This is a genomic window from Bacillus sp. B1-WWTP-T-0.5-Post-4, from assembly GCF_009183795.1.
In the GTDB taxonomy this organism is placed as follows: Bacteria; Bacillota; Bacilli; order Bacillales; family Bacillaceae_G; genus Bacillus_A; species Bacillus_A cereus.
Window position 1 is genome coordinate 257,336 of record NZ_WEIJ01000001.1, and the last position, 26,244, is coordinate 283,579.

Sequence of the window (26,244 nt, forward strand, 5' to 3'; positions counted from 1 at the left end):
TCGTTTACCCCCTTATATATTTTTTATATAGTACTTGTGTTCCACTATTTTCTTCGCCATCCTTAATTAACTCTTCATACAATTCTTTCGCCAAACTTAAGCCTGGGACTGGTAATTGTAATTTTTCTGCTTCCTCTAAAGCAATTTTCATATCTTTCATAAAATGCTTTACATAAAATCCTGGCTCAAAGTCTCCTTTTAACATTCGAGGAGCTAAATTACTTAATGACCAGCTACCTGCTGCCCCTGTTGAAATACTCTCTAACACTTTATCTGGATTCAGTCCAGCCTTCTTCGCGTAAGCAACAGCTTCACATACTCCAATCATATTGGAAGCAATCGCAATTTGATTGCACATTTTTGTATGTTGTCCACTCCCAGCTGGTCCTTGTAATTGAATGTTTGTTCCTAACTTTTCAAGTAAAGGTAAGCATCTATCATATATTTCTTTCTCCCCACCTACCATAATTGCGAGTTTTGCCTCTTTCGCACCAACATCTCCTCCTGAGACAGGTGCATCTAACGTATATATATTTTTGCTTTTTGCAACTTCATTAATCCGTTTTGCTAAAGTAGGTGTAGATGTCGTAAAGTCAATTGCTATCGTACCTTCTTTTGCATGTTCTATAATTCCTTCTATACCAAAATACACTTCTTCTACATCATGTGGATATCCAACCATTGTCATTACAATATCAACTTGCTTCACTAACTCTTTTGGCGTATTACACCAATTTGCACCATCTTGCACTAAAGAATCTGTTTTTGCTTTCGTTCTATTATATACATATACTTTATGACCATCTTGCATTAAGTGATAAACCATACTTTTTCCCATTACGCCAATCCCAATGAAACCTATTGATAAAGTTTTATGTTCCATTTTCTCATCCCCTTTGTTCTAATAAATCATTTACCATCTTTCGGAACTCTTTATTAAAGTCATCATCCATACTATTTTTCACATTTGAAAATAAAATAACAAAAGTTCCTTTTTCTTTATTAAAATTATTGAAAGTGTTCCAACCAGATAATACACCATGATTATGAAAATAATCTGGATATATATAAAAACTAAATGCATATTTCCGTTCTGCTGAAGGTGAAAACATTGCTTGTATACTTTGTTCAGAAAGAAGTTTTCCATTTATAATTGCTTCGTCTAATTTCTTCATATCTCCAACTGTCGTATACATCTCACCACAACCATATAGCCAATCCATGCCTAACTTCTGCGCTGGTACAAGCTCTTGATCTTTTTTCACATAACCCTTTGTAAAATTTTTATCTCCAGGTACCATATTCCCCATACCGGATTCATGCATATCTGCTTTTACAAATATGTTTTCTTTTATGTAATCTCCTAAAGGTTTTTTCGATATATGTTCTATTATATAAGCAAGCACCATATAATTATAATCTGTATATCTCCAACCTGTTCCTGCAGGAAATTCTAAATTTTGACGTCCAATCCAATTAATTAATTGTAAGCGGGAAGCCGCATTAATATTGCCTTTTGCGTGTTCAGGTAAACCAGAGGTATGCGTTAATAAATGATATAGCGTAATATTTTTATTCTCCGGAAATGAAGGAATATATTTATTTACATTATCTTGAATATTCAATTTCCCTTGTTCTTGCAGCTGTAAAATAGATGTGGCAACGACTGTTTTCGTAATAGAACCGATACGATATTTTGTTTGAGGTGTATTTTCTATTTTATTTTGAACATCAGCATACCCATATCCTTTATTCAATATAACATGCTCTTTATCTGTTACCAAAACTGTTCCATTGAATTGCTTTCCGACTAAATATTGATCTAATTTTTGAGATATGCTAGCATAATCAATTTGTTGCTCTTCTTTTTCTTCTATATTCCCTTGTACTTCCGATTCAATAGTAGGATTCACTTTAGTTGTTAATACAGTGTTTTCCTTTATATTGGGGCTAACAAGAAAATAGTATACTCCGCCGCCAACTATAGCAGACAGTGAAGCCACCACCATTACTTTTTTTATCATATTGATCCTCCATAATTCCTTCGCTAAAAATTGTCCCCCTATTCTATTATCAAACAATAAAAAAAAATCGCAACAATTTGTTGCGAAAAATCACATTTTTTCTTTTCTATACACACATACTTGATTCTTTCCATTTTTTTTCGCTTCATATAATGCAATATCCGCTCGTTGCATTAATTCTTCTCTTGTAGTTCCTTGTTCATATAACGCAACTCCAAAGCTAGCTGTTAACTTCGAAATTCCAGTGAATTGCTTTGTTTCAATGAAGAATCGTAATGATTCCGCAACTTGAAATGCTTCCTTTTCTACTGTATTTGTCACTAATATAATGAATTCTTCCCCTCCCCATCTTGCAAATACATGTTGCTGCTCCACTTTAGATTTCATAAGCTCTGCAAGTTGTATTAATGCCAAATCGCCAAAATCATGACCATATGTGTCATTAACTGTTTTAAAATTATCTATATCAAATAAAATAATTGCTATTTTCTCATCATTACGTATTACCTTTTCCCATTCTACCTCTAGTATTTGTTGAAACTTTAAACGATTATAAATCTCTGTCAATGAATCTATCATAGCAAGTCTTTCTTGTTCTTGATAGATTTCATCTAATTCTGTAATTTCCGTGCACTTTACAATAAATCTTGATAAATCTTCTGGCAATGGTGTCGCACGTAATAGAAAAGTAGATACTGCCCCTTCATAATTTGACATCTTAATTCTTCTACCGCTTGATAAAGTATCGTCTAGCCATGTTATATCATGCGTCGTCGAGTAGTATCCATTTTCTCTAATAAAATGTTCAGCAAATACTAAATGTTGCTCGCGATAGGCAAACAAATTTTCATATCCGAAAAACGTTAAAAAATTTGTATTACAATCAACAATTTCATCATCTTCTACTATAAATAATAAATCATTTTGAAAATCAAACATCGTTTGAAGCAGTTCCTGTTGTAAACTAACTTGCCTTACCAAAGAAAGTTGATACAAACTCTTATTCACTTCTTCTAACACTGCTTGCGGAGTTACAGGGGCTATTACAATATTACGTATTCCTAATGCAAGTACATCTGTAAATTCTTTTGTTATTTGTTGATCCCAAATGACAATGAATGTACTTTGCGAGGTATACATATTCTTTATATATTTTATTTGAGAATAATCTGTTACATACATAATTATAATGTGCGGTTTCGTTCTTTGAAATAATAGTTCGCCCTCTTCAAAACTATTTGCTATAAACATACATTTTGGATGGATATTTTCTATCGTTTGTTGATGTTTACATCCATTTTCTATATAAAGGACATTTAACTGCAGATCTTGTAACACATTTTGGAAAACCGTATTCTCTAATAAAAAATGTAGTATGTTCATCACTAGTCTTCACTCACTTCATATATCTTGTTCTACTGAATTCCTCACAAATATTTTTAAAAGACTGTTCTCCAATAAACTTTAATTTGTGAGAAATACATATTAACAAGCTAATTGAGAATGTTATCTTCCCTTTTCACTCTATAAATTCCTTTTTTAGTGTATGATTATAGGAATTATATCGTTTGTATGAATGCCCTAGCTTATTTCTTAAAACTTGACAATTAAAATAAAGATATTATATTCTTAAATTCGATAACTTACAAAATGTAAGTAATATACATTACGTTTTCCCGATAATTTTATATACAATTTGGAGGATATATTATGACAAACGACAACTTTTTTAACGTTCTATATGAACGCACATCTACACGTGCATTCAACCCAAATAAAGAAATCTCATCTACAGAATTACATGAGATTTTAAAAGCAGCAGCACAAGCACCTTCCGCTTGGAACTTACAACACTGGAAATTCCTTGTTTTTCAAGGTGAAGATGTACAAAAACGATTACATCCAATAGCTTATAACCAACAACAAATTCTTGATGCTTCTGCAGTAGTCGCTATTTTAGGTGATTTAGAAGCTTATAAAAATGTTGAGCCAGTATATGGTCCAATTGTAGAACAAGGATTTATGAAAGAAGAAGCAAAAGAACGCTTAGCTAAAAATATTGAATCTGCATATGCTCGTGAACAATTCCCAAGAGATGCTGCCTTTTCAAATGCATCTTTAGCAGCAATGCAACTTATGCTTGCAGCTAAAGCAACTGGTTGGGATACTTGTGCTATTGGTGGCTTCAATCCACAAGCACTGACAGACGAATTTAACGTTTCATCTCGTTACGTTCCAATTATGCTTATTACAATTGGTGAATCAACTTTAAAAGGCCACCCTGCACCTCGCATGAGCGTAGAGCAAGTGAGCGAGTGGGCAAAATAATAAAAAACGAAGGCAACTACATTGCCTTCGTTTTTTTTATTCCCTGTCATACTTTTGTAATATTACTACAAATCATTCGACATTTATACTTATGGAAAAGTATATTCTATTCCCTTCTCATAAATAAACGTGACGTTTCGTGTCGAATTTTGTTAAGGTGTTGAAATATACCCGTGTGTTTTTGTTACAATTGTGATACAATGATAACAAATAGATAACAAGAGAGGGATTTTCATTGAGTTCATACGGAAGCTTTATCGCACTTTTATGTTACATAGTAACTGTACTGCTTCTATATTTTATTGGTGATGCCGCAAACATCTCCATTTTACAATTTCCAAAAGAAGAAGCATTCCAATTAGAATCAGAAAAACATACTGCACGATCCATTGTACCACTACTCCTAGCTCTTCCTGTATATATCATCGTTTTATATAAAAGTAAAAAAGTGTAAAGGCTACCCATTTCATTTATTTCGGTGGTTTTTACATTTTTTTGTTATATTCCCCCTATTTTAAACATCATTCCATACTAAACACCCAGCTAGTCATTTAAAATGAGAAAATCCCCTAGAAAAAATTCCACTCTCTGTCCAGTCACTAACTACCGAACTTACATAGATTATAAGTGTGAAGGGGGTGATGAGGATTATGTTTGGATCATTTGGATGCTGTGATAACTTTAGAGAATGTCATCATCATGAAAGAGAGCGCGACCATCGCGAGAAAGAGAGAGAGAGAGAGGTTAGACCACAACAACCAGCTGTATGTAACGTACTTGCTAACATTTCAGTTGGAACAGAACTTTCTCTTTTAAGCATTAGAGGTAACGGCACATTCAACAATGTTATTTTTGAAGGTTTCGCTAACGGTGTTGCTCTTTTCTCTGCTTTAGCTCGTAATGACAAAGACAACAAAGATAACAATAAAGACGATAAGAACAATCAAAATCGAAATACTTTTACTGGTATTTTACGTGTATGCCCAACTGATATCGTTGCAATCGCTATCTAATTCTGTCTCTTATCCTCGATAGTAAGCAAATAAGATTTACTTTTCTCATAGAAAAAACCTGAGACCGATTTCAAATCGACTCAGGTTTTTTTATTAATTATATGCTTTTAACTAGTTCAACAACTTCTTCAGCAGTTGACATCATTAATGCTTTTTCTGCTAATGTTTCCATTTCTGCTTTTGACAACTTGCTTAGCTGTGTTCTTGCAGGAAGAATAGATGTTGCACTCATACTGAACTCATCTAAACCTAATCCTAATAATAATGGGATAGCAAGTGAATCGCCCGCCATCTCACCACACATACCAGCCCATTTGCCTTCTTTATGAGCAGCATCGATAACCATTTTTACAAGACGTAAAATAGATGGGTTATATGGTTGGTATAAGTATGATACTTGTTCGTTCATACGGTCTGCAGCCATTGTGTATTGGATTAAATCATTTGTTCCGATAGAGAAGAAGTCAACTTCTTTCGCAAATTGATCTGCTAATACTGCTGAAGCTGGGATTTCAACCATCATACCAACTTCAATAGAATCAGAAACAGTTGTACCCGCTTCTACAAGTTTCGCTTTCTCTTCTAATAAAATCGCTTTCGCTTGACGGAACTCATCAAGAGTTGCAATCATTGGGAACATAATTTTTAAGTTACCGTATACGCTAGCACGAAGTAATGCACGAAGTTGTGTACGGAACACATCTTGCTCATCAAGACATAAGCGAATTGCACGGTATCCTAAGAAAGGGTTCATTTCTTTTGGTAAATGTAAGTATGGAAGCTCTTTATCTCCACCGATGTCAAGTGTACGAACAACGACTGGTTGACCTTCTTTTACACCTTCAAGAACTGCTTTATACGCTTCGAACTGCTCTTCTTCTGTTGGAAGATTGTCACGGCCCATGTATAAGAATTCTGTACGGTATAAGCCAACGCCTTCTCCGCCATTATCGATAATACCTTGTACATCATTTGGTGTTCCGATATTTGCAACAAGCTCAACGTGATGTCCGTCACTTGTTACAGTAGCTTGGTCTTTTAATTTAGCCCATTCAGCTTTTTGCTCTTCAAATTTCGCTTTCTTTTCTTCAAACGAACGAAGAGTTTCTTCTGATGGGTTTACAATTACTTCTCCATCTAAACCGTCAATGATAACGATATCGCCGTTTTGGATTTTCTCCATAACAACTTTCGTACCAACAACAGCTGGAATTTCCATAGAACGAGCCATAATTGCAGAGTGAGATGTACGTCCACCGATATCAGTAGTGAAACCTTTTGCATACTTACGGTTTAATTGAGCTGTATCAGATGGTGTTAAATCTTCAGCAATGATGATTACCTCTTCAGAAATTGTACCAGGATTTGAGAAGTTAATTCCTAGTAAATGTGCAAGAACGCGTTTTGTTACGTCACGAATGTCCGCAGCACGTTCTTTCATATATTCGTTATCCATGTTTTCAAACATAGAAATAAACATTGATGCAACTTCATCCATTGCAAATTCAGCATTTACTTTTTCGCTATTTACTTTATCTTTTACTGGGTTTACTAGTTCTGGATCATTTAACACTAATAAATGTGCTTCAAAGATCGCAGCTTTGTCAGCACCTAGCTCAGCAAATGCGTGGTCCTTAATAGCTTCTAATTCAGTTTTTGCTTTCTCAAGCGCAGCGTCTAAGCGTGCAATTTCTGCAGCTTCGTTTGTAATTGATTTCTTTTCGATGTTAAATTCAGGATTTTCAAGTCTGAAAGCCTTTGCAATAGCAATCCCACTTGATGCAGCGATCCCTTGAATGTTAAGAGTCATTATTCTCCTAATCCTTCGTTTTTCATAGTTTCTTCGATAGCTGCTAGTGCTTGAGCTGCATCATCACCATTTGCAGTGATTTTAATTTCTGCGTTTTGTTGAATGCCTAAAGACATAACGCCCATGATTGATTTTAAGTTAACGTTCTTTCCGTTATACTCTAAGTTAATGTCAGAACCGAATTTGCTTGCAGTGTTTACAAGTAGAGTTGCTGGACGAGCATGAATTCCTGAGTCGCTAGTTACTTTAAAGATTTTTTCCATGATAATTTATCTCCTTTAAATTACAGTATTTTTTAGTTGTATAGACGTGAGTACTACATCATCTATTGTATATAATAGGCGATGTTCGGTCAACCACATCGCCTATTATAATTATAAACATTTTGCGTCAAATTCCTACTGAATGTCAATAATAGCGGTTTCGCCCTTCTTAACATTTCCATCTTTTTTCAATTCGACTTGTTGCCCTTGTTGTAAGTTTGTAAAGACAATTGGTGTAATGATAGATGGTGCATTTTCTTTTACAAATGCAAGATCTACTTTTAATAATGGTTGGCCTTGTTTCACCTTGTCGCCTTGTGCTACAAGCGCTTCAAAACCTTCACCATTTAATTTTACAGTATCAATACCGAAGTGGATTAAAATTTCTTTTCCGCCTTCAGATTGAATACCAATCGCATGTTTTGTAGGGAATACATTGACAATCTCACCGTTCACTGGAGAAACTACTGTTCCTTCAGTTGGCTCAATTGCAAATCCGTCTCCCATCATTTTTCCTGAGAATACTTGGTCAGGCACTTCTGTAATTGGTAAGATTTTCCCTTCGATTGGTGATACAATTGTTTCATTTTCATCAACTTTTTGAGGAGTTTCTTCCACTTTTACAGGTTCTTCTTTTTCAACATGAGGTGTACGACCTGACATAATATCATGAATTTGTGATTTTAATGTGTCAGATTTCGGTCCGAAAATAGCTTGAATGTTATTTCCAACTTCAAGTACACCAGCTGCTCCAAGTTCTTTTAAGCGGTCTTTGTTTACATTCTTTTGTTCGTTAACTTGAACACGTAAACGAGTAATACAAGCATCTAAAGAAGCAATGTTTTCTTTACCACCAAGTGCTACTAATACTTCACGAGGAAGTTCGCCTGCTTCTGCTTTTCCTGCGCCGTCATTTGCATTTGCCACTTCACGACCAGGTGTTTTTAGATTCCATTTACGAATTGCAAAGCGGAATCCGAAGTAGTAAATAACTGCTAGTACAAGACCAACAATAATTACCCACCACCATGCTGTACGGCCTGGTAGTACACCGAATAATAGGAAGTCAATTAAACCACCAGAGAATGTCATACCAATTTTAACACCTAAAATTTGCATTGTCATAAATGATAGACCAGCAAATACAGCGTGAATTCCGAATAATACTGGTGCTACGAATAAGAATGAAAATTCAAGTGGCTCTGTAATACCTGTTAAGAAAGATGTTAATGCTGCAGAACCTAAAATACCTGCTGCTAATTTTTTATTTTCTGGACGTGCTTCATGGTACATTGCTAAAGCTGCTGCTGGAAGACCGAACATCATGAACGGATACTTACCAGTTGTAAATGTACCTGCTGTTAATTCTACACCGTCTTTTAACTGTGCCATAAAGATTTTTTGGTCACCACGGATTAATTCGCCAGCTGCATTTGTATACTGACCGAATTCGAACCAGAACGGTGAATAGAAAATGTGATGTAATCCAAATGGAATTAATGAACGTTCAATTAAACCGAATATAAATGCTGCGATTGTTCTATTTGCATCAATCATTTGATGTGAGAACGTGTTTAAGCCACCTTGAATGTATGGCCAAACGAAGCACATGATAATACCTACTATTAAAGAGAATGTTGCAGTTGCGATCGGTACGAAACGCTTACCTGCAAAGAAACCTAAGTATGATGGTAATTCAATGTTGAAGTATTTATTATAGCAATATGCCGCTACTATACCGACGATAATACCACCAAATACCCCTGTTTGTAGCGTTGGAATACCTAATACGTTTGCATACGCTGGATCTGCAAATCCAATTTTTACTGGGTCTGCTCCAGAACTTGTTACTTTCACTAGCTTATCTACTTCTAAGAACACACTCATCGTTTTGTTCATAATTAAGTAGCCGACGAATGCTGCTAAACCAGCTACTCCGTCTCCACCAGCTAAACCAATTGCTACCCCAACTGCGAATAATAATGCAAGGTTAGCGAAAATAATATCACCAGATTGTTCCATAATTTTTGCTACCATTACGAACCAATCTGCTTTTAAAGCAGGAATAACATTTGTTAACTGTGGATTTTGAAATGCATTACCAAATCCAAGTAAAATACCTGCCGCCGGTAAAATCGCTACTGGAAGCATTAACGCTTTTCCGACTTTTTGAAGAACACCAAAGATATTCTTAAACATGGAAACCCTTCCTCTCTTATCTATATTGATACCTTCCGACAAACGCCAAAAAGACATGAGGAAAAAAAGATAGAACGATAGCTATACAAAGGGTAGTATATCCCTTTCTCTAGCTTACATTCCTTACTTTTCTCCACTCATGCCTGATCGAATCAGTAACACGTGTCAAAAATAGGTTTACGTATAAGTTCACTATAATTAAGGCAAACGTTTTCGTTACTTACCTTAATGTGTTTGTCGAAATTTGTATAACTTTGCAATAGTTATTATACATAACTATTGTAAGCGATTCAATCATTTTTTTTAACGTTTTCATTTTAGACAAAAATATATGACTTTTTACACATGCTCTGCCTTTACTAAGCGTTGCAAGTGCATCGTTAAATAAATACTTTCAGCTTCATATACAGGTAGTTGCAGCTCTTTTTGCATGACCTTAACTAGCTTCCAAGCCAAGTTATAGCAAACTGGATACTCCGCCTTTAATAAATCAGCAAAACTTTGCGATTCCTCTACTTTTTCTCCTTTTTTCACCCTCTCAATAGCATATTGAAGATGACGAATAAGACGTAAATAATGAATGCTCTCTTGATCTAATGTAATTTGTAAGTTTGTCTCAATTAAAGATACAAGTTGTGCAATGAGACGGGAGTTTTGATTAACTGAAGATAAATCAGAATTTGTAAGCGAACTGTAAATGTGAAGTGCAATAAAACCAATTTCTCCTTCAGGCAATGTAATTTGCAAACGAGAATTTAAAAGTTCTACAACACCTTCCGCAATTTCATATTCCTCTGGATAGAGCATTTTTGTTTCAACTAAAAAAGGGTTATCAATTGTAAGTCCTTGTTTTAACCTTTTAATCGCAAATGAAATATGATCTGTTAACGCAATATGAATATGTTCATTTAGTGGCGATTTCGCTTTTCCTTGAATGTACAGCATAATATCGTTCATCAATTCAATTAATTTTTCACTAATATGCGGCACTAATAATTTGTATTGTTCACGATCACGTTCATTTTTTAAGACAAACATTTTTTCGATTTGTTCTTGCTCCAATACATCTTTCGCTTTTTTCCCAAATCCAATTCCTTTACCAATCACTACTACTTCCTCGTGTTCCGGATGGCTAGCAATGATGACATTATTATTTAAAACTTTTTTAATTTCTAGATAATTACTCATATAACACCACCCTCGTACTTAAATAGCCTACTTTTATGTTACAGAATATTCTTCTTTGTCGTCAATGTAAAACATCTGCCATTTAATAAAAATTCATTTTTTAGACATGTTTATATATGATGCGTATAATGTAAGAGCAACTGTACATAGAAAGGAGATAACAGCATGATTAAAATGTTTGTAAGTGATATCGATGGTACAATGATGCAACACGGAGGTCTTATTGATGAACAAGATGTTGCGGCACTGCGCAGCCTTGCCGAACAAAATGTTATTCTTTGCTTCGCTTCCGGAAGACTTGATAATGAAATTGCAGACTTAATGAAAGCTGTAAATACAAATTTTCATCGTATTAGTGTAAATGGTGTTTTTGTATATACACATGAAAATAAACAACTATTATCTGCAACTTTTGATTCCAGCATACTTCCCGATTTGTTAGCTATGACGAATGAAGAGCCTTATTTCCGTTATGTAAGTGATGAGCATAATTATTACATTGAAGAGAAAACACCTTTTATTCAAGAACTTGAACAACAAGTAACTATGACTTCTGTTGAAGAACCAAACTTACTACAGAAGATTGATAATACAATTTTCCCAAATAAAATTTCTGTCGGCGGAACAAAGGAGAGCTTACAACTCCTTCAGAAAAAAATTGATGAAAAATTCCACGGGAAAGTTAGTACTTTCATCTCAGCAGAACAATGTTTAGATGTAATGCCACCGAATGTTAGTAAAGGCTCTGCCATTTCTGTTTTATTAAATGAGTTTCAAATAAAACCTGAGGAAATTGCTTGTATAGGGGATTCTTATAATGACATTCCTATGTTTTCTTTAACTCCTCACAGTTTTGCTATGTCACAAGCAGATGATGCAGTAAAAAATCACGCTCACTATGTAGTAAATCACGTCAAAGATGCTGTTAACCACGTAATTGCTCATAATAAAAATACGACTCATTCCTTATAAGGATGAGTCGTATTTTTATTTCTTTACATGTTAACCATTTTCAATTCCACTGTACTTCACAAACTGAAATATACTATTTGTTACGTGCGATATTCGTAATAAATTTATAACGATCTCCACGATAAATACATTTCACGTACTCTAGCGGTACCTCGCCTTCTGAATATGACCATTGACGCATTACAAGTACAGGCGCCTTTTTAGGAATATGCAGATGTTCAGCTTCATTTTCCGTCGCAACGGAAGCTTCAATTGACTGAGTAGCGCTAACAAGTTTAAAGCCCAGTTTTTTCTCTAAATGTTCATATAAAGATTGTTGCAATATCTCTTCGTTAATATCTTTTACAAGAGCTGGCGACAAATATGTCGTCTCAAAAGCAATCGGTTCATCATCAGCTAAGCGAATACGCCTCACTTCATAAACCGATTCCCCCTCCTGTATTCTCAACCGGTCTGCTATTTTAGCAGTAGCTGGAACTAGGCGGAAACTAAGTAATTGACTACTTGGGTTCATCCCACGAGAAATCATGTCTTCTGTGAATCCCGTCATTCCTTGCAATTTTTGTTCCACTTTCGGAAGTTGGACAAATGTTCCAATTCCACGCTTCCGATATAAATAGCCTTGTTCCACTAAATTATTAATCGCCTGTCTGATTGTCATTCGACTCACTTCGAACTTATCACAAAGTTCATTCTCAGATGGGATTTTATCTCCCGGCTTCCATTCGCCGTCCTCAATTAGCTGTTTCACCCACTCTTGAATCTGATAATAGATCGGAAATGGTGAATACTTGTCGATGTTCATCAGCAATCGCCTCACTGCATAAAGATAGAGCTTCTTGATCAGCGATTACGGTTACATTCGGATGACGTTGTAAAACTGTAGCCGGACACTCTTCACTATATTCACCTTGCAATAATTCTTTAACAGCTTCTGCCTTTTTAGAACCCATCGCAACAAGTAGAACTTGTTTCGCTTTCATAATGCTTCCAATTCCCATTGTAATCGCATGAGTTGGCACATCTTCTTCTTTTTCGAAGAAGCGAAGGTTTGCTTGGCGTGTAGATTCTGTTAATTCAACAATGTTTGTTGGAGAATTAAACGGTGTTCCTGGCTCATTAAATCCGATGTGACCGTTTTCACCGATTCCAAGAATCTGTAGGTCAACTGGGTTAGCAGCTAGAATGCTCTCGTAACGTTTGCACTCTTCCTCTAAATCACTTGCCATCCCGTTTGGTACATAAGTTTGTTTAAATGGAAGATGATCAAACAACTGTTCTTGCATGAAATAGTGATAGCTGTTTTTATCTTCATGTGGTAAATTTACGTACTCATCTAAGTTTACAGTGGTTACACGGCTTGTATCAAGTTTATTTTTTCGCATTTCTGCATAAATACCTAATGGAGAGCTTCCTGTAGCCATTCCTAATGTTGGATTTTCTTTTGTTTTTACAACTTCTTTAATTAATTTATAACCTGCTTCTGCTAGTTCTTCTGGAGTTTTTACAACAAGAATATTCATTTAATTACTTCCCTTCCTTCATATGAATTCCTAAACGAACCGTATCATATACATGTAAATCTTCATTCATCACAACAAAGTCTGCATCTTTTCCTACCGCTAATGCACCTTTATTATTTAATCCAAACTCTTCTGCTTGGTTAACTGATGTCATCAGTACTGCATCTTCGATTGAACAACCTGTAAATTCAATTACATTTCGGAAAGCTTGATCCATTTTTAAAATACTACCAGCTAACGTTCCATCTTCTAATCGAGCACTACCATCTTTTACATGTACTGGCTGTCCGCCAAGCTCATATAATCCATCTTCAAGACCTTTTGCACGCATTGCGTCAGTAATAACACTTACTTTTTTTGGTCCTTTTAACTTATATGCTAATTTCACCATATCAGGGTGAATATGAATACCATCTGTAATTACTTCAACCATTACATCTGGATTTAATAACACATGACCAACAACTCCTGGTTCACGGTGATGTAATCCACGCATTTGATTGTATAAATGTGTTGCATGTGTAATTTTTCTATTTTTTAGTTGCGCATCAATTGCATCTGTATGCCCCATTGTGCCAACTACACCAGTTTCAGCAAGATATTGTTCAAACTCTAATGCTCCCTCTTCTTCTGGTGCATATGTTACTAATTTAATTAAATTCCCACTTGCTTCTTGCCATTGTTTAAATTGCTCAATATTTGCAGGAACGATATGTTCAAGTGGTTGTGCACCTGCACGTTTCTTTGAAACATAAGGTCCTTCTAAGTGAATATATTCGAAATGCGCTCCTTTTTCTTTTGCTTCTTTTGCAGCAGTTAACGCTGCTTCAATTGCCTCTGGAGCTTGTGTCATTGTTGTTGGGAAGTAAGTTGTAACCCCTTCTTTTAACATTTCTTTACCTAGAGTTACTAACCCATCGCTATTTGCATCCATCGCATCAATATCGTATCCACCATGAATATGAACATCGATCATACCTGGAATTACAATCTTCCCTGTAGCATCAAAAACAGTTTCATTTTCTTGTGGTACATATTGAGCCATCAAACCAATTTCTTTAATGGTTTCTGCGTAACGAATAAATCCGTTTTCCACTATTTCTTGACCTGTGTAAATTTTGGCATTGATGACAATTTGCGTTTTCATTTTCATCGATCCTTTCCCATGAATTACCTACTTGTTATTATTACCTTATTCGCCTAGTTCCATCTTAATATACGCACGAGTAGTTGTCTATACATTCTAATGAAATTTCCTTTTTATTCAACAGAAAAGGAAATTTCTTACGTCTCTTATAATTATAATATATATTATTCATTTTTCCAAAAAGGGACAGTATCGCCCCCTAATCTAGAAATCACTTCAATAATGGCATTAACCCGCTAGACTCTAACATAATATGTTCACCATCTGTTTCCATTTCTACTGTACGTTTATTCGTTCTATATACCATTATACCGTGCCTTTTTAAGCGTTTCACTACACTTTGGTGAGGATGTCCATACGGATTACTACTCCCGTACGACAAAATAGCAAACTGCGGTTCCACTTTTTTTATAAACGTTTCACTTGTTGAAGTATATGAGCCGTGATGCCCCACTTTTAACACATCTGCATGGACATCAAATTGTTTTAATATTTCATGTTCTGTCCGTACATCCGCGTCACCCATTAATAAAAAATCCGCTTTTCCATATCGCACCTTTAAAACAATTGAGGATTCATTATTTTCATCTTTTGATTTCCCGTTGTTTAATACTTGTATAGAAACATGTGGATCCAGCGGTATATATTGTCCTTCCTTTACTGAAACGAAAGGTATCCCTCTTTTTTTAATATTATTCCGATACGTATGATAAGTAAGAGAACTATATGTTTTTCCGCTATCTAATATAAGCGATACCGGCATTTGCTCTACAATTGGAATTAACCCCCCTATATGATCCATATCGGGATGCGTACTGACAATTACATCTAAATGATTAATCCCTTTCTCAATTAATTTCTGAATAATAACCTCTCCTGCTTCATAAGGTCCTCCATCAATTAACATTGTTTGTCCATTTGGCATTATAATAAGTGTTGCGTCACCTTGCCCCACTTTTAAAAAGCTCACTTTCATTTTACTAAGATGTTGCCGATGCATATGTAAAGGAGACGTAGTATGAATGGACATCATATACCTTTTAGCTGATGCGCTATTTAAAGAAAAACATAATAAAACAGAAACTAATAATAAAATAATCCGCATACCTCTCATAACTCGTCTCCTTTTTTCATTTAGTATGGCACTGTAAATAATTGATATACAAAAAAAGCTTAGCAAAATGCTAAGCTTTTATTTCGATATCTCTTGTAAGGAACCGAAGAATAAATCTGCTTCATTCATTTGTTCATTCTCTTCAGAAAGCGGTGGTAAATCATCTAATGTTTTCAATCCAAATGTGTCTAAAAATTCTTTTGTTGTTCCGTATAAAATAGGACGTCCTGGTCCTTCTGCTCTTCCCATTTCTTTTATAAGTAAATGTGAAACCAACGTTTGTAACGCCTTATCAGTTTTAACTCCTCTAATCTCTTCCATTTCAGTCCTTGTGATTGGTTGGCGATATGCAACAATCGCTAACGTTTCGAGGGCAGCTTGTGAGAGTGAAGCAGCTGTTGGTGTATCTATTAATTTTTGATAATATGAAGCATGTTCTTTCTTTGTAGCAAAACGATATACTTTTGCATACTGTACAATTTGCAAACCACGGTTTGCACCTTCACATTCTTGTTGCATTTCTTCTAAAATATTAATTGCTTCATTCATTTCAATTTCAAGAACTTTCGCTATTTGTTCTGGATAAATCCCTTCATCACCAGAAACAAATAAAAGGCCTTCAATAATTGACTTTTGTTCTTTCCTATCCATTTCACGAGCTCCTTCCTTCTATTTTCTCATAAAAATACACATCAAAAAACCGAATCACAATTAATGCGTTCGGTTCAATATTTTTTCTCTTGTTCCAAACGATACATTAAAACATAGCATGAGATAAAATGTTGCTATCCCATTTTCACATACTTGCTCTATGCAGATTTATTAGAGCTTGATACGAAAATTTCATCAAAATTATGTTCTTGCTCAATTATGATTTGTTGATTTTTCATAAGTTCCAGAACTGCTAAAAATGTTACAACCATTATTTCACGTTCATCATCAACAAACAAATCATAAAAACTTTGGCGACCACCCTTTATTTTTAACTGTTTTAAAATATCAGTCATTCGCTGTTCAATTGGTATTTCTTGACGAGTAATACGTGTTGTTACAGGTTTTTTTGCCTTTTTACGGCGCATTAATTTTTGAAATGCTGCTAGCATATCATATAACGTAACATCAAGAGGTAAGCTTGTCTCCTCTTCTTGTTGCAACGATGTAAAGTCAATTGGTGGACGTGTATATAGCTGTGCTCTTTCTTGTTCTCTTTCTTTTAACTCAGTAGCAACTTGCTTATATTTCTTATATTCAATTAACCTCTCCATCAATTCTTGACGAGGATCATCTATAAAATCATCACCGTTATCAAGTACATCTTCTTCATGTTTCGGCAACAACATCTTACTTTTAATTTGTAATAACGTTGCAGCCATTACTAAATACTCACTTGCAACATCTAATTGAAGTTCTTTCATCGTATGAACATAAGATAAATATTGCTCTGTAATATCTGCTACAGGAATATTATATATATCAATTTCATAACGATGTATTAAATGTAACAATAGATCTAACGGCCCTTCAAAAGCCTCTACTTTAAAATTATATTGCACAAAGCATCCCACCACATTTTTTCTATAACAACATAAGTATAGAGCATACTCATGTTCTATCCAACCTTTTTAAGAAATTTAATTAAAAATAGACCGATGCCTATGCCATCATGCCCACCACTTCATATGATAACAGTGTAGTAAGAACAATGTAGGAGGTCAAAAAACTATGGGTCACGTTGATTGTGGTTTTAGCGGTGGGTTCGCATTACTTGTTGTACTGTTTATTTTACTAATTATTGTAGGAGCAGCTTGCTTCTGCTAATATGAACAATAACGGCTAGGGGGAAACCTCCTAGTCGTTTATTGTTCATATTTCTATGATACACTTATATGTATAACCGTTAGATAGGAGCGAGAAAACATGTATCCTACCGAATACATACAATTTTTAATTCATTTCCATGGAGATTATGACTATTTTGAATGCCACGAAATACTAGAAGAGTATTGGAAGACAAAACCAAGAGGTAATCGTGATCATTACTTAGTTGGTCTCATTCAAATTGCAGTTTCTTTATACCACCAAAGACGTGCTAATTGGAATGGTTCTACAAAAATGATGAAAAGCGCAATTACAATTTTAGAAAAAAGCGGTGTGCCTTTACAACGTTTAGGAATTAATCAAGTACAACTTCTTTCCTTGCTCAATGAAAGATTGCAATCTATCCATAAAAAAGAACGTTTTGTACCTTTATTTTTACCCTTATCAGATTCATCGTTAGAGAAGCAGTGCATAGAGTTATGTCAAAAACAAAACCTCTCTTGGAAAGACTTGAATGCTATCCCAGGTGAATATATTATAAACAAGCACACTTTGCGTGATCGCACAGAGGTCATTACTGAACGAAACGAACAATTACAAAAAAGAAAGCAGAGATAATAAACTACTTATCTCTGCTTTCACGAATGTATATTTTGTTCTAGCCCTTTACATTTTTCGCAAAAACTTGCTGTTTGCTCATTTCCGCAAATTGTAAACTCAAGAAATTTACTCTTTAACTCTTGAACCATCTTCGTCCCAATCCCCACATGACGGTGAGACGGGTTCACACTCAAATGCTGAATTTCTAATACTTGATTCTCTTTTTTTACAATCCCCATTATTCCAACAAAATCTTCATTTTCTTTCCACAAATACAATTGCCAATCATCTTTTGCTTCATATTCTTTCATTGTCAATTGTAATGTTTTCACATCTTTTTCAGTTGGCATAAACGAAAGAAGCCCCATTGCAATTTTTTCATAACTTTTTTTAAAACGAATTAACATAACCCTTATCCCTTCTTACAAAAGTTACAAACTAGTAATCCCCTCAATCACTCTTTTCATATCACATTCATTTTACAATATTTTCAACAGAGTGAGAAGAGTCTAAAACAACTTGATAATCATACAAAGCGAAAAGAAGAAAGTCAAATCTATGTTTCAGCACTATTCCTTTAATAAATAGAGTTAAAAAAAGAAAATTTTATATGGAATGGAAAGAAACATATCATTCAACCGCACTTCATTTATAGTTACTCTAAAGCAGCACAATTCTAGCAAAATTAATATAACAAAAAATATTTATTGAAACATATAATGTAATGTATTCTATGTAATTGGTTAAAGGTTTGTTCTCACAAGCAATATATTTTAGCAACAATACTACTTGTATGATGAGCTGTAGAAGTAGTACTCAATCTCATTAAAAATAAAAAAGAGAGCAAAAGCTCTCTTTTTCCTTACCTTATTCTTCCCAAACTTTAACTTCTTTCATTACATCGCCTTGACGCATTTTTAATACTGTTTCAATACCGCTTGTTGCTTTACCGAATACAGTATGAACACCATCTAAATGCGGCTGTGGCTCATGAACGATAAAGAATTGGCTACCGCCTGTGTTACGGCCAGCGTGAGCCATAGAAAGTGATCCTACAAGGTGTCTATGAGGGTTTCCATCAGTTTCACATGGAATAGAGTAACCTGGGCCACCTGCACCTGTACCTGTTGGGTCTCCACCTTGGCTTACGAAGCCAGGAATAACACGGTGGAATGTAACACCGTCATAAAATCCTTGCTCTGCTAATTTTTTAAAGTTTTCTACTGTTTTCGGTGCTTCTTCTGGGAAAAATTCCAAGTCGATTTTTTCACCGTTTTCCATTAATATGTATCCTAAAGTTTTCATACGTATATGTCTCCTTTCAACTATCTCAGCACTATATTACCACATTCATGACTAGAAACAAAAAGAATCCGACAATCTAGATACTTCTTTTTTGAAATGTGGAAAAAGCTAGGTGACAAATAAGAAATATATACTATAATAACTTTGTTGCCCGAAAATTTTAGAAAGAGAAAGGGAGCGATTTTTCGTGAAAACGAAATTACTAGCTCTGCTATTAGCTGTAACGGTATTTATGATGCCAACAGCTTCGTTTGCAGACATCATCGAGGGAGAATCAATTGTTACATTAGGAGAGAACTTATCTGAACAACAAAAACAAGATCTGTTAAAAGAAATGAAAGCACCAAAAGATGCTACAATTATCACTGTATCTAATGCGGAAGAACATAAATTTCTAGAAGGCATTGTTCCAAAAGCACAAATTGGTACGAGAGCAATTTCTTCTTCTATGATTACATACACAAAACCAGGATCTGGTCTTATCGTACGATCAAAGAACATTAACTGGGTAACAGATGCAATGTACACTAACGCTTTGATTACAGCAGGTGTAAAAGATGCAGAAATTCAAATTACTGCACCTTTTAAAGTTTCAGGAACTGCAGCTTTAACTGGATTAATGAAAGCATACGAAACTGCGTCCAATAAACAAATTCCTGAAGAAGTTAAAAAAGTAGCGAATGAAGAAATGGTACAAACAGCCCAGCTTGGTGATAAAATTGGTGAAGAAAAAGCAGTTCAACTTGTTGCAAAAATTAAAGAAGAAATTGCAAAAGAACAGCCAAAAACAACAGAAGATTTACGTTCATTAATTAAAAAAATTGCTGACCAACTCGGCATTACATTAACAGATGAACAGTTAGATAACTTAGTATCGTTATTTGATAAAATGAAGAATCTTAATATCGATTGGAATCAAGTTGGTAGTCAATTAAACAAAGCAAAAGAACATGTTTCTGCCTTTTTAGGATCTGAAGAAGGGCAAAGTTTTCTAGATAAAGTGAAAGATTTCTTCTCAAGTATCATTGATTTTGTTAAATCTTTATTCAAGTAAAAAAGAAGCCCGCCAATGACGGGCTTCTTTTTTATACAAGTAACGGTAATTTCATAACAGCCTCTTCAACCGAACGCACTATATGATTTGCTTTCTCCTTTACATATGGATGGGCATGATGAAGAGTAAATGAATGTGGGGTTACTTCAAACATAGAAATATCATTGAAAGAATCTCCAATACAAGCAACTTCATTTGCTTCAATTTGCAAATGGTCCATTAGTCGCTTTAGAGCACTCCCCTTACTCACGCCTCTTGGCATAATATCAACATAGCGTTTACCTGATATAAAAACTTCCGCTTCGCCTTGAAACGTATCTCGTAGCTCTTGATCTAACGTCACAATTTTCTCTTCTTCTCCAAAAACAAACAATTTTGCAGGGTGTACAGTCTTACCAAACTCTTCTTCTAACGCTTCAATTTCAGCGATATGCACGCCCATATATGCTTCAAAATTATGGTGATGTTCATTCTTCCTTTTTGTATATCGCTGCTCATTTGCACAAACAATATCCGCTAGTCCTTTTTTATGTATATATCGATATATTTCCTGGGCAACCACATTTTCAAAACTCGATTCATGAAATAAATTTCCATCCGGAAGTAACATTGTCGCTCCATTTAAGCCAGTTGTGTAATATGGGAATGCAAACCTTTTTACAACTTCATCAATTCTGTGTGTAAAGCGGCCAGAGGCAAAACAAATATTTGTCCCTTTCTCAGCTAACCAACACAGCGCACGTTCATCTTCTTTTTGCATATGATTCACATCGTAAACGAGCGTGTCATCTAAATCACTTACAAATAATTTAATCATGTCCTCTTCCCCTTTCATACACAATATCTACTCTAAGTGTACACAAAAAATGTTTGATTTTTGTTAAAAAATAATAAATTTTTGCTAAAAAAAATAAACGGGTGTATAATCCCGTTTATTTTTGTCTTTTTACATTTTGAGGTCTTACAATACTTGGTCGTACTTTTAAACTAGACATCGTTGGACGGAGTAAAATTTTTGTTAACGCGCCCCAATCAAATGGTAAAAACGGCCATAAATAAGGTGTTTGTAAACTTTTTATAGACGTTAAAAATAAAATTAATATCGTCATACCAATTACAAATCCCATCTCATGGAAGAGACCTGTTAAAATAATAACAAACAATTTCCCAACCTTATTCCCTAATCCTAATTCATAACTCGGTGTTGCATATGCACCAACCATCGAAACTGCTACATACAAAATTACTTCTGGCACAAACAAACCTACATCAATTGCAATTTGACCAATTAATATAGCGGAAATCAACCCTGCTGCAGACGATAACGGTGTTGGAGTATGAATGGCTGCCATCCTTAAAAACTCAAGTCCGACCTCTGCCATTAACACCTGTAATAAAATTGGTAAATGCGTCATCTTAGTCGGTCCAATAAAAGCAAGATTTGCTGGCAAAAGAGTTGGATCAAATACAAACACTAACCAAAATGGTAATAAAAATAACGAGAATATAACACCTAAAAAGCGCACCCAGCGTAAAAATGTACCGACAGCTGGATTTTGTCTAAACTCTTCCGCGTGCTGTAAATGATGAAAATATGTTGTCGGTGTAATCATAGCACTTGGCGATGTGTCAACAAGTACTAACACATGTCCTTCTAGTAGATGATTTGCTGCTACATCTGGCCTTTCTGTATATCGAATAAGTGGGAATGGGTTATAGCTTTGCTTTACAACAAATTCTTCTACTGTTTTATCCGCCATCGTAATTCCATCTACATCGATGTTATTTAATTCTTGTTTTATAATCTTTACTAAATCTGGATTTGCAACATCTTGAACGTATGTAATACAAATATCCGTTTGCGATCTATCTCCTACTCGAACCATTTCATTTCGAAGACGTGGATCTCGAATTCTCCTACGAATTAACGCTGTATTTACAACGATATTTTCAACAAATCCATCCCTCGCACCTCGTACTACCTTTTCGGTATCTGGTTCTGTCGGTGTTCGCCCTGGATAACTACGAACATCGATCGCGAACGCTTCCGTTTCACCTTCCACAAATATCACGATGAGTCCTGATAATACTTGGAGCATTACCTCATCCATCGTTTTCACTTTACTTACTTGTTGATGGATTAAGCGATTCTCTAAAAGCTTCACTGTATCTTCTTCTACATCCCTTATCTCATTTGTATCCACCGCTTCTTCTAAAATAGGGATAATATAATTTGTATCACAAAGTCCGTTTACAAATAACACACCAATTTCTTTATTCAAAATTTGAAATTTACGAATGCCGACATCGTATGTAACGCCTAGTCCAACTGTCTGCTTTAAATAATTTTCATTGTCACTTATGAAAGTTGATATAGGGATATCCACTTTTTTAGGCTTCGTCATAAAAACCACTCCTTTCCAAAATTAATTGAATTGCTTTCTTCGTAATAGGTGATCCCCTCTCCCATTCATCATTTCCACACATCTTACCAATGTCACCGACTCCAACAATGACAGGAACATTTAAATCGTCTAAACAATATATTGTATCTCCGCTAATCCTGCCAATTTCACCATCTGGAAGTCCAAATTTATCAACACCGTATTCGGTTAAATTCCCGTTCCGATCTACACTTACATCTACACGTGCCCATTCCCAATGATGCGTATTAGACGCTACCGCTAAAATACCGAGCACATCAATTTGTTTATGGGTAGCCACATATTTTAAAGCCTTTTCACCAGATCCTTCTCCAATAAATCCACTGTCATCAAACATGACAAATACAGGGTCATATGGCGTTTGCATAATAAGCTCAACAACTTTTTTCCCTGTCAATTTGGTTGGATTACTTTGTGATGCTGAAATACACCTTCCCCCAAATTCCTTCGTTAAAAGCTCAATTGTCCGCTTTGCATATTCATCTCCATCTGTGACCAAAACAACCCTTCGTCTCATTTGATTTATCCTTTCGGTTTACATATAAGTGCTATAAAAAACGAAAACAATATCGCTGCGGAAATGCCCGCAGACGTTAAACTAAACATGCCAATACCAATTCCTAAATATCCATGTTTTTCTGCTGCATGCATTGCTCCGTGCAATAGTGAATGTCCAAAACTTGTAATAGGGACTGTTGCTCCAGCACCTGCAAACTTTATTAGTTTATCGTACAATCCAAATCCATCTAAAATTGCTCCGATGACTACAAAAGTTGCCATTAAATGAGCTGGTGTTAACTTTACGAAATCTAACAATAGTTGCCCAATTAAACAAATAACTCCACCTACAAGAAATGCATATATAAAATCCACAATTCACTCTCCTTTAACTCTCTCAAATACGACACCATGTGCAATTGTTGGAATCGTTTCCTTCTGTTGCATCATCATCGGGCTTAATAATGCACCAGTCGCAACGACAAAAATTCGTTGTAAATTCCCTTTTTGCATCTCGTGTAATAAATGACCATATGTGACAACTGCTGAACAAGCGCAACCACTACCACCTGCAAACACTTCTTCTTGACTTGATTCATAAATCATCAATCCACAATCATTGTATATATGCCCAAGATCATAACCTTCCTCAAGTAAAAGTTGTTTCGCAATCGGCGTCCCAACAGCTGATAAATCACCCGTAACAATCAAATCATAATCATCGGCACTTCTTCTTAAATCTTCAAAATGTTGTTGAATTGTATGAGCTGCTGCTGGAGCCATCGCTGCCCCCATATCCAAAGGATTTGTGATTCCTAAATCTTGCACTTTTCCAATTGTAGCCGACGTAATTTTAATTGCACTTTTTTCATTGCTAATTAATATAGATCCTGCACCAGTCACAGTTGAATTTGCTGTCCCTGGCTTTTGTCCACCGTACTCTGTTGGATAGCGAAATTGTCTTTCAGCCGTTGCATTATGACTACTTACTGTAGCTAAGACACGATTTGCAAATCCACCGTCTATAAAAGCTGAGCCAACTGCTAAAGTCTCCATAGACGTCGCACAAGCGCTAAACATTCCTAAAAAAGGAATGCCCCACTTACGCGCAACATAATTTGCTGTCACTGTTTGATTTAATAAATCTCCCGCTAAAAAGAAATCAATTTGCGATGTTTTTATATTCCCTTTTTGCACTGCTTGTTGAATTGAGTCTGACATTAATCTTCGTTCGGCGAGCTCCCAATTTTCTTCTCCACAATGCAAGTCATCATATGAAATATCAAATTTTTTCCCAAGAGGGCCCTCAGCTTCTTTCGGACCGACAGCAGTACCCGTTGCATTCACATATATATCATTTTGAAATACCCACGTTTGTTTTCCGGTCAACCTCATACTAGCCCTCCTTTAAGACATAAAAATTTTAAAGGTATACCTTATTAACCCAATGATATATGCACCAACAACCCCAAATACAATCACACTTCCTGCCAGTTTAAACATATTTGTAGCAATCCCTAGAACAACTCCTTCGCTCTTATGTTCTAAGGCAGCGCTCGCCATAGAATTTGCAAATCCTGTTACCGGTACCGCTGATCCTGCTCCAGCAAATTGACCGATTTTATCATATACACCACACCCTGTTAAAATCGCGGATAATAAAACAAGGGTTGCAACAGTTGGGTTTCCTGCCTCTTGTTCACTGAAGTGAAAATAATGTATATAAAATTTCATCAATACTTCTCCAACTGTGCAAATGAGTCCACCTACAAGAAATGCTTTGATACAATTTAGTAAATAGTTTGGCTTTGGATGATACTCCTTCACTTTATTTACGTAATCATCCTTCAATTTCTGACTTGTCATTTATATACTGCCTCCTACTTTACGAAATAAATCCAGTGAAACAACGATCCTATTACTTTCCCAAGTACAAGAGCAACGAGTAAAACAATAATCTTCCCCTCTACCCCTACTCGTTTCGCTAAAATAGGTAGAACATTTAACACCTCTGTTAATGCCGCAGCAAGCATTCCAATGAACGTGCCACAAAATATCCCTAATATAACGAGCCAATATTGCGACGTTTGAAATGTAATGTTTTTCAAACTGCACCAAGCCCCTGTTAAAGTACCTGCAATGACTGCCCACTCAAAATATTGAATATGCTTTCCACTTCTCGTTAATTGAGCTAAACGGGGGATTATACCAAGTACAGCTAAAAATGCGACATATCCGCTACCTACCGCAATCCCTCCAGCTAAACCAATTAAAATAACAAATCCAGACTCAATCATCGGCAAGTTGTTTCATATTATCCTTGTTTTCATTAACGATTACATACTGATCAAGTGACTGTTGGTATTGAAACATCTCAACTTCTAACGGACTCGGCTCTTCATTAATTCGCTTTTGAAATACATGATTAAAGAATAAAACCATCCCTAAGCCAAGACCTAAAGAATAAGGAATTTGAAATAAAAGTGGTTGTGCATTAAATTCTCCAGTAATCATGTAATATAACCGTTGATGTACTTGTTGCATACTTACATCTTCATGGAAATAAATGATCGCAAGGGCCGCTCCAATGAACAGTAACAGCCATACAAGCCCGAAAAAAATTGGGTGTGTCTTCTTTTTTTCGTATATAATTTCAACAAGAGTTTGTCCAGAACCGAGTAAATTAATTTGTACGTGAGATGCTTTCTGTTGAATAATCTCAATTACTTTCATAACATCAATTACAACATGCGTCTTATCATGCGCTGTTATTTTGTAAACTATCTCATTTTGTAACAACTCAACTACGGAAGAATCTCCGGCAAGTTGAGCAACATCGCCCAGCTTTACTTCATAAGTAGGAGAAACTTTTAAACGATTGCGCATTTTAATATAAATCGTTTGTTCCAACTTTCATTCACCCCTTCACTCTTCCTCGTAGTTG

30 protein-coding genes are annotated in these 26,244 nt (G+C 35.4%); 7 read left to right on the top strand and 23 right to left on the bottom strand.

Translation table 11 applies throughout. The features are described from left to right. Nucleotides 1-4: 4 nt before the first annotated feature. The 3 genes from GBN91_RS01360 to GBN91_RS01370 form a co-directional block, all read right to left on the bottom strand. Complete coding sequence (locus tag GBN91_RS01360; RefSeq protein WP_000400431.1) at nt 5-883, bottom strand: NAD(P)-dependent oxidoreductase; 879 nt, start codon at nt 881-883, stop codon at nt 5-7. A 4-nt stretch (nt 884-887) separates the two neighbouring features. After that, entirely contained in the window at nt 888-2,024 is a 1,137-nt protein-coding gene (locus tag GBN91_RS01365) for a serine hydrolase (RefSeq protein WP_000592910.1), read from the bottom strand. A 90-nt stretch (nt 2,025-2,114) separates the two neighbouring features. Then, a complete protein-coding gene (locus GBN91_RS01370; protein ID WP_001023185.1) occupies nt 2,115-3,407 on the bottom strand; it encodes a GGDEF domain-containing protein in 1,293 nt (430 codons plus the stop codon). Between the two features lie 327 nt (nt 3,408-3,734). Here GBN91_RS01370 and GBN91_RS01375 point away from each other — a divergent pair, with 327 nt between their 5' ends. The 3 genes from GBN91_RS01375 (at nt 3,735) to GBN91_RS01385 (ending at nt 5,365) form a co-directional block, all read left to right on the top strand. Continuing rightward, nucleotides 3,735-4,352, top strand: a complete 618-nt coding sequence (locus GBN91_RS01375; protein WP_000180387.1) for a nitroreductase family protein — start codon at nt 3,735-3,737, stop codon at nt 4,350-4,352. A gap of 235 nt (nt 4,353-4,587) precedes the next feature. Further along, nucleotides 4,588-4,806, top strand: coding sequence for a hypothetical protein (locus tag GBN91_RS01380; protein ID WP_000100485.1), 219 nt, complete (start codon nt 4,588-4,590; stop codon nt 4,804-4,806). Between the two features lie 196 nt (nt 4,807-5,002). Beyond that, nucleotides 5,003-5,365, top strand: coding sequence for a DUF3915 domain-containing protein (locus tag GBN91_RS01385; protein WP_000468040.1), 363 nt, complete (start codon nt 5,003-5,005; stop codon nt 5,363-5,365). 97 nt (nt 5,366-5,462) lie between these two features. Here the strand turns inward: GBN91_RS01385 and ptsP are convergent, their stop codons facing one another. The 4 genes from ptsP to glcT form a co-directional block, all read right to left on the bottom strand. Beyond that, complete coding sequence (gene ptsP, locus GBN91_RS01390; RefSeq protein ID WP_000174207.1) at nt 5,463-7,175, bottom strand: phosphoenolpyruvate--protein phosphotransferase; 1,713 nt, start codon at nt 7,173-7,175, stop codon at nt 5,463-5,465. Then, complete coding sequence (gene ptsH, locus GBN91_RS01395; protein WP_000411080.1) at nt 7,175-7,438, bottom strand: phosphocarrier protein HPr; 264 nt, start codon at nt 7,436-7,438, stop codon at nt 7,175-7,177. The genes ptsP and ptsH overlap by 1 nt, the downstream gene beginning before the upstream one ends. Nucleotides 7,439-7,573: 135 nt before the next feature. After that, a complete protein-coding gene (gene ptsG, locus GBN91_RS01400) occupies nt 7,574-9,637 on the bottom strand; it encodes a PTS glucose transporter subunit IIABC (RefSeq protein WP_000475799.1) in 2,064 nt (687 codons plus the stop codon). A 339-nt stretch (nt 9,638-9,976) separates the two neighbouring features. Further along, complete coding sequence (gene glcT, locus GBN91_RS01405; RefSeq protein ID WP_000073858.1) at nt 9,977-10,825, bottom strand: glucose PTS transporter transcription antiterminator GlcT; 849 nt, start codon at nt 10,823-10,825, stop codon at nt 9,977-9,979. Between the two features lie 165 nt (nt 10,826-10,990). On the opposite strand from glcT, the gene GBN91_RS01410 reads away from it, so the two are divergent. Then, entirely contained in the window at nt 10,991-11,797 is an 807-nt protein-coding gene (locus tag GBN91_RS01410; protein ID WP_152121216.1) for an HAD family hydrolase, read from the top strand. Nucleotides 11,798-11,870: 73 nt separating this feature from the next. Here GBN91_RS01410 and phnF read toward each other — a convergent pair whose 3' ends face one another. From phnF to scpA, 6 genes are all read right to left on the bottom strand, one after another. Continuing rightward, nucleotides 11,871-12,602: a phosphonate metabolism transcriptional regulator PhnF gene (gene phnF / locus GBN91_RS01415; protein WP_021727649.1), complete on the bottom strand. Its 732-nt coding sequence runs from the start codon at nt 12,600-12,602 to the stop codon at nt 11,871-11,873. Beyond that, nucleotides 12,532-13,320: a glucosamine-6-phosphate deaminase gene (nagB, locus tag GBN91_RS01420; RefSeq protein WP_149215140.1), complete on the bottom strand. Its 789-nt coding sequence runs from the start codon at nt 13,318-13,320 to the stop codon at nt 12,532-12,534. Before nagB ends, phnF begins: the two co-directional genes overlap by 71 nt. Nucleotides 13,321-13,324: 4 nt before the next feature. After that, nucleotides 13,325-14,467: an N-acetylglucosamine-6-phosphate deacetylase gene (nagA, locus tag GBN91_RS01425; protein ID WP_001987227.1), complete on the bottom strand. Its 1,143-nt coding sequence runs from the start codon at nt 14,465-14,467 to the stop codon at nt 13,325-13,327. A gap of 211 nt (nt 14,468-14,678) precedes the next feature. Further along, entirely contained in the window at nt 14,679-15,581 is a 903-nt protein-coding gene (locus GBN91_RS01430) for a ComEC/Rec2 family competence protein (protein WP_001214829.1), read from the bottom strand. A gap of 78 nt (nt 15,582-15,659) precedes the next feature. Then, nucleotides 15,660-16,232 carry a segregation/condensation protein ScpB gene (scpB, locus tag GBN91_RS01435; protein WP_000375168.1) on the bottom strand — a complete coding sequence of 191 codons (573 nt, stop codon included), beginning with the start codon at nt 16,230-16,232 and terminating at the stop codon, nt 15,660-15,662. A 158-nt stretch (nt 16,233-16,390) separates the two neighbouring features. Beyond that, on the bottom strand, nt 16,391-17,134 hold the full coding sequence (gene scpA, locus GBN91_RS01445; protein WP_001199753.1) for a segregation/condensation protein A: 744 nt from the start codon (nt 17,132-17,134) through the stop codon (nt 16,391-16,393). 169 nt (nt 17,135-17,303) lie between these two features. Between scpA and GBN91_RS01450 the strand changes: the two genes are divergently transcribed. Both GBN91_RS01450 and GBN91_RS01455 read left to right on the top strand, forming a co-directional pair. Beyond that, nucleotides 17,304-17,399, top strand: coding sequence for a YjcZ family sporulation protein (locus tag GBN91_RS01450; RefSeq protein ID WP_000510194.1), 96 nt, complete (start codon nt 17,304-17,306; stop codon nt 17,397-17,399). 99 nt (nt 17,400-17,498) lie between these two features. Next, the gene (locus GBN91_RS01455) at nt 17,499-18,017 is read left to right on the top strand and encodes a DUF309 domain-containing protein (protein ID WP_000283597.1); all 519 of its coding nucleotides are present in this window, start codon (nt 17,499-17,501) and stop codon (nt 18,015-18,017) included. Between the two features lie 20 nt (nt 18,018-18,037). Here the strand turns inward: GBN91_RS01455 and ribT are convergent, their stop codons facing one another. Together ribT and GBN91_RS01465 are read right to left on the bottom strand one after the other, a co-directional pair. After that, a complete protein-coding gene (gene ribT, locus GBN91_RS01460; protein ID WP_000908401.1) occupies nt 18,038-18,406 on the bottom strand; it encodes a GNAT family N-acetyltransferase RibT in 369 nt (122 codons plus the stop codon). A 460-nt stretch (nt 18,407-18,866) separates the two neighbouring features. After that, on the bottom strand, nt 18,867-19,304 hold the full coding sequence (locus tag GBN91_RS01465; protein ID WP_000853782.1) for a peptidylprolyl isomerase: 438 nt from the start codon (nt 19,302-19,304) through the stop codon (nt 18,867-18,869). A gap of 187 nt (nt 19,305-19,491) precedes the next feature. Between GBN91_RS01465 and GBN91_RS01470 the strand changes: the two genes are divergently transcribed. Then, nucleotides 19,492-20,358, top strand: coding sequence for a DUF1002 domain-containing protein (locus GBN91_RS01470; RefSeq protein ID WP_000850515.1), 867 nt, complete (start codon nt 19,492-19,494; stop codon nt 20,356-20,358). A 31-nt stretch (nt 20,359-20,389) separates the two neighbouring features. Here the strand turns inward: GBN91_RS01470 and GBN91_RS01475 are convergent, their stop codons facing one another. From GBN91_RS01475 to GBN91_RS01510, 8 genes are all read right to left on the bottom strand, one after another. Then, nucleotides 20,390-21,193 carry a Cof-type HAD-IIB family hydrolase gene (locus GBN91_RS01475; protein WP_001987215.1) on the bottom strand — a complete coding sequence of 268 codons (804 nt, stop codon included), beginning with the start codon at nt 21,191-21,193 and terminating at the stop codon, nt 20,390-20,392. A 97-nt stretch (nt 21,194-21,290) separates the two neighbouring features. Beyond that, complete coding sequence (spoVAF, locus tag GBN91_RS01480) at nt 21,291-22,763, bottom strand: spore germination protein SpoVAF (protein WP_000165596.1); 1,473 nt, start codon at nt 22,761-22,763, stop codon at nt 21,291-21,293. Beyond that, entirely contained in the window at nt 22,750-23,319 is a 570-nt protein-coding gene (gene spoVAEA / locus GBN91_RS01485) for a stage V sporulation protein SpoVABEA (RefSeq protein WP_001254415.1), read from the bottom strand. The genes spoVAF and spoVAEA overlap by 14 nt, the downstream gene beginning before the upstream one ends. Before the next feature lie 5 nt (nt 23,320-23,324). Further along, complete coding sequence (gene spoVAE / locus GBN91_RS01490) at nt 23,325-23,675, bottom strand: stage V sporulation protein AE (RefSeq protein ID WP_000345916.1); 351 nt, start codon at nt 23,673-23,675, stop codon at nt 23,325-23,327. 3 nt (nt 23,676-23,678) lie between these two features. Continuing rightward, nucleotides 23,679-24,695, bottom strand: a complete 1,017-nt coding sequence (gene spoVAD, locus GBN91_RS01495) for a stage V sporulation protein AD (protein WP_001241163.1) — start codon at nt 24,693-24,695, stop codon at nt 23,679-23,681. 12 nt (nt 24,696-24,707) lie between these two features. After that, a complete protein-coding gene (spoVAC, locus tag GBN91_RS01500; RefSeq protein WP_017673595.1) occupies nt 24,708-25,166 on the bottom strand; it encodes a stage V sporulation protein AC in 459 nt (152 codons plus the stop codon). A 14-nt stretch (nt 25,167-25,180) separates the two neighbouring features. Further along, nucleotides 25,181-25,597 carry a stage V sporulation protein SpoVAB gene (gene spoVAB / locus GBN91_RS01505; RefSeq protein WP_000572936.1) on the bottom strand — a complete coding sequence of 139 codons (417 nt, stop codon included), beginning with the start codon at nt 25,595-25,597 and terminating at the stop codon, nt 25,181-25,183. After that, nucleotides 25,590-26,210: a stage V sporulation protein AA gene (locus tag GBN91_RS01510; RefSeq protein ID WP_000438369.1), complete on the bottom strand. Its 621-nt coding sequence runs from the start codon at nt 26,208-26,210 to the stop codon at nt 25,590-25,592. The genes spoVAB and GBN91_RS01510 overlap by 8 nt, the downstream gene beginning before the upstream one ends. Nucleotides 26,211-26,244 lie beyond the last annotated feature (34 nt).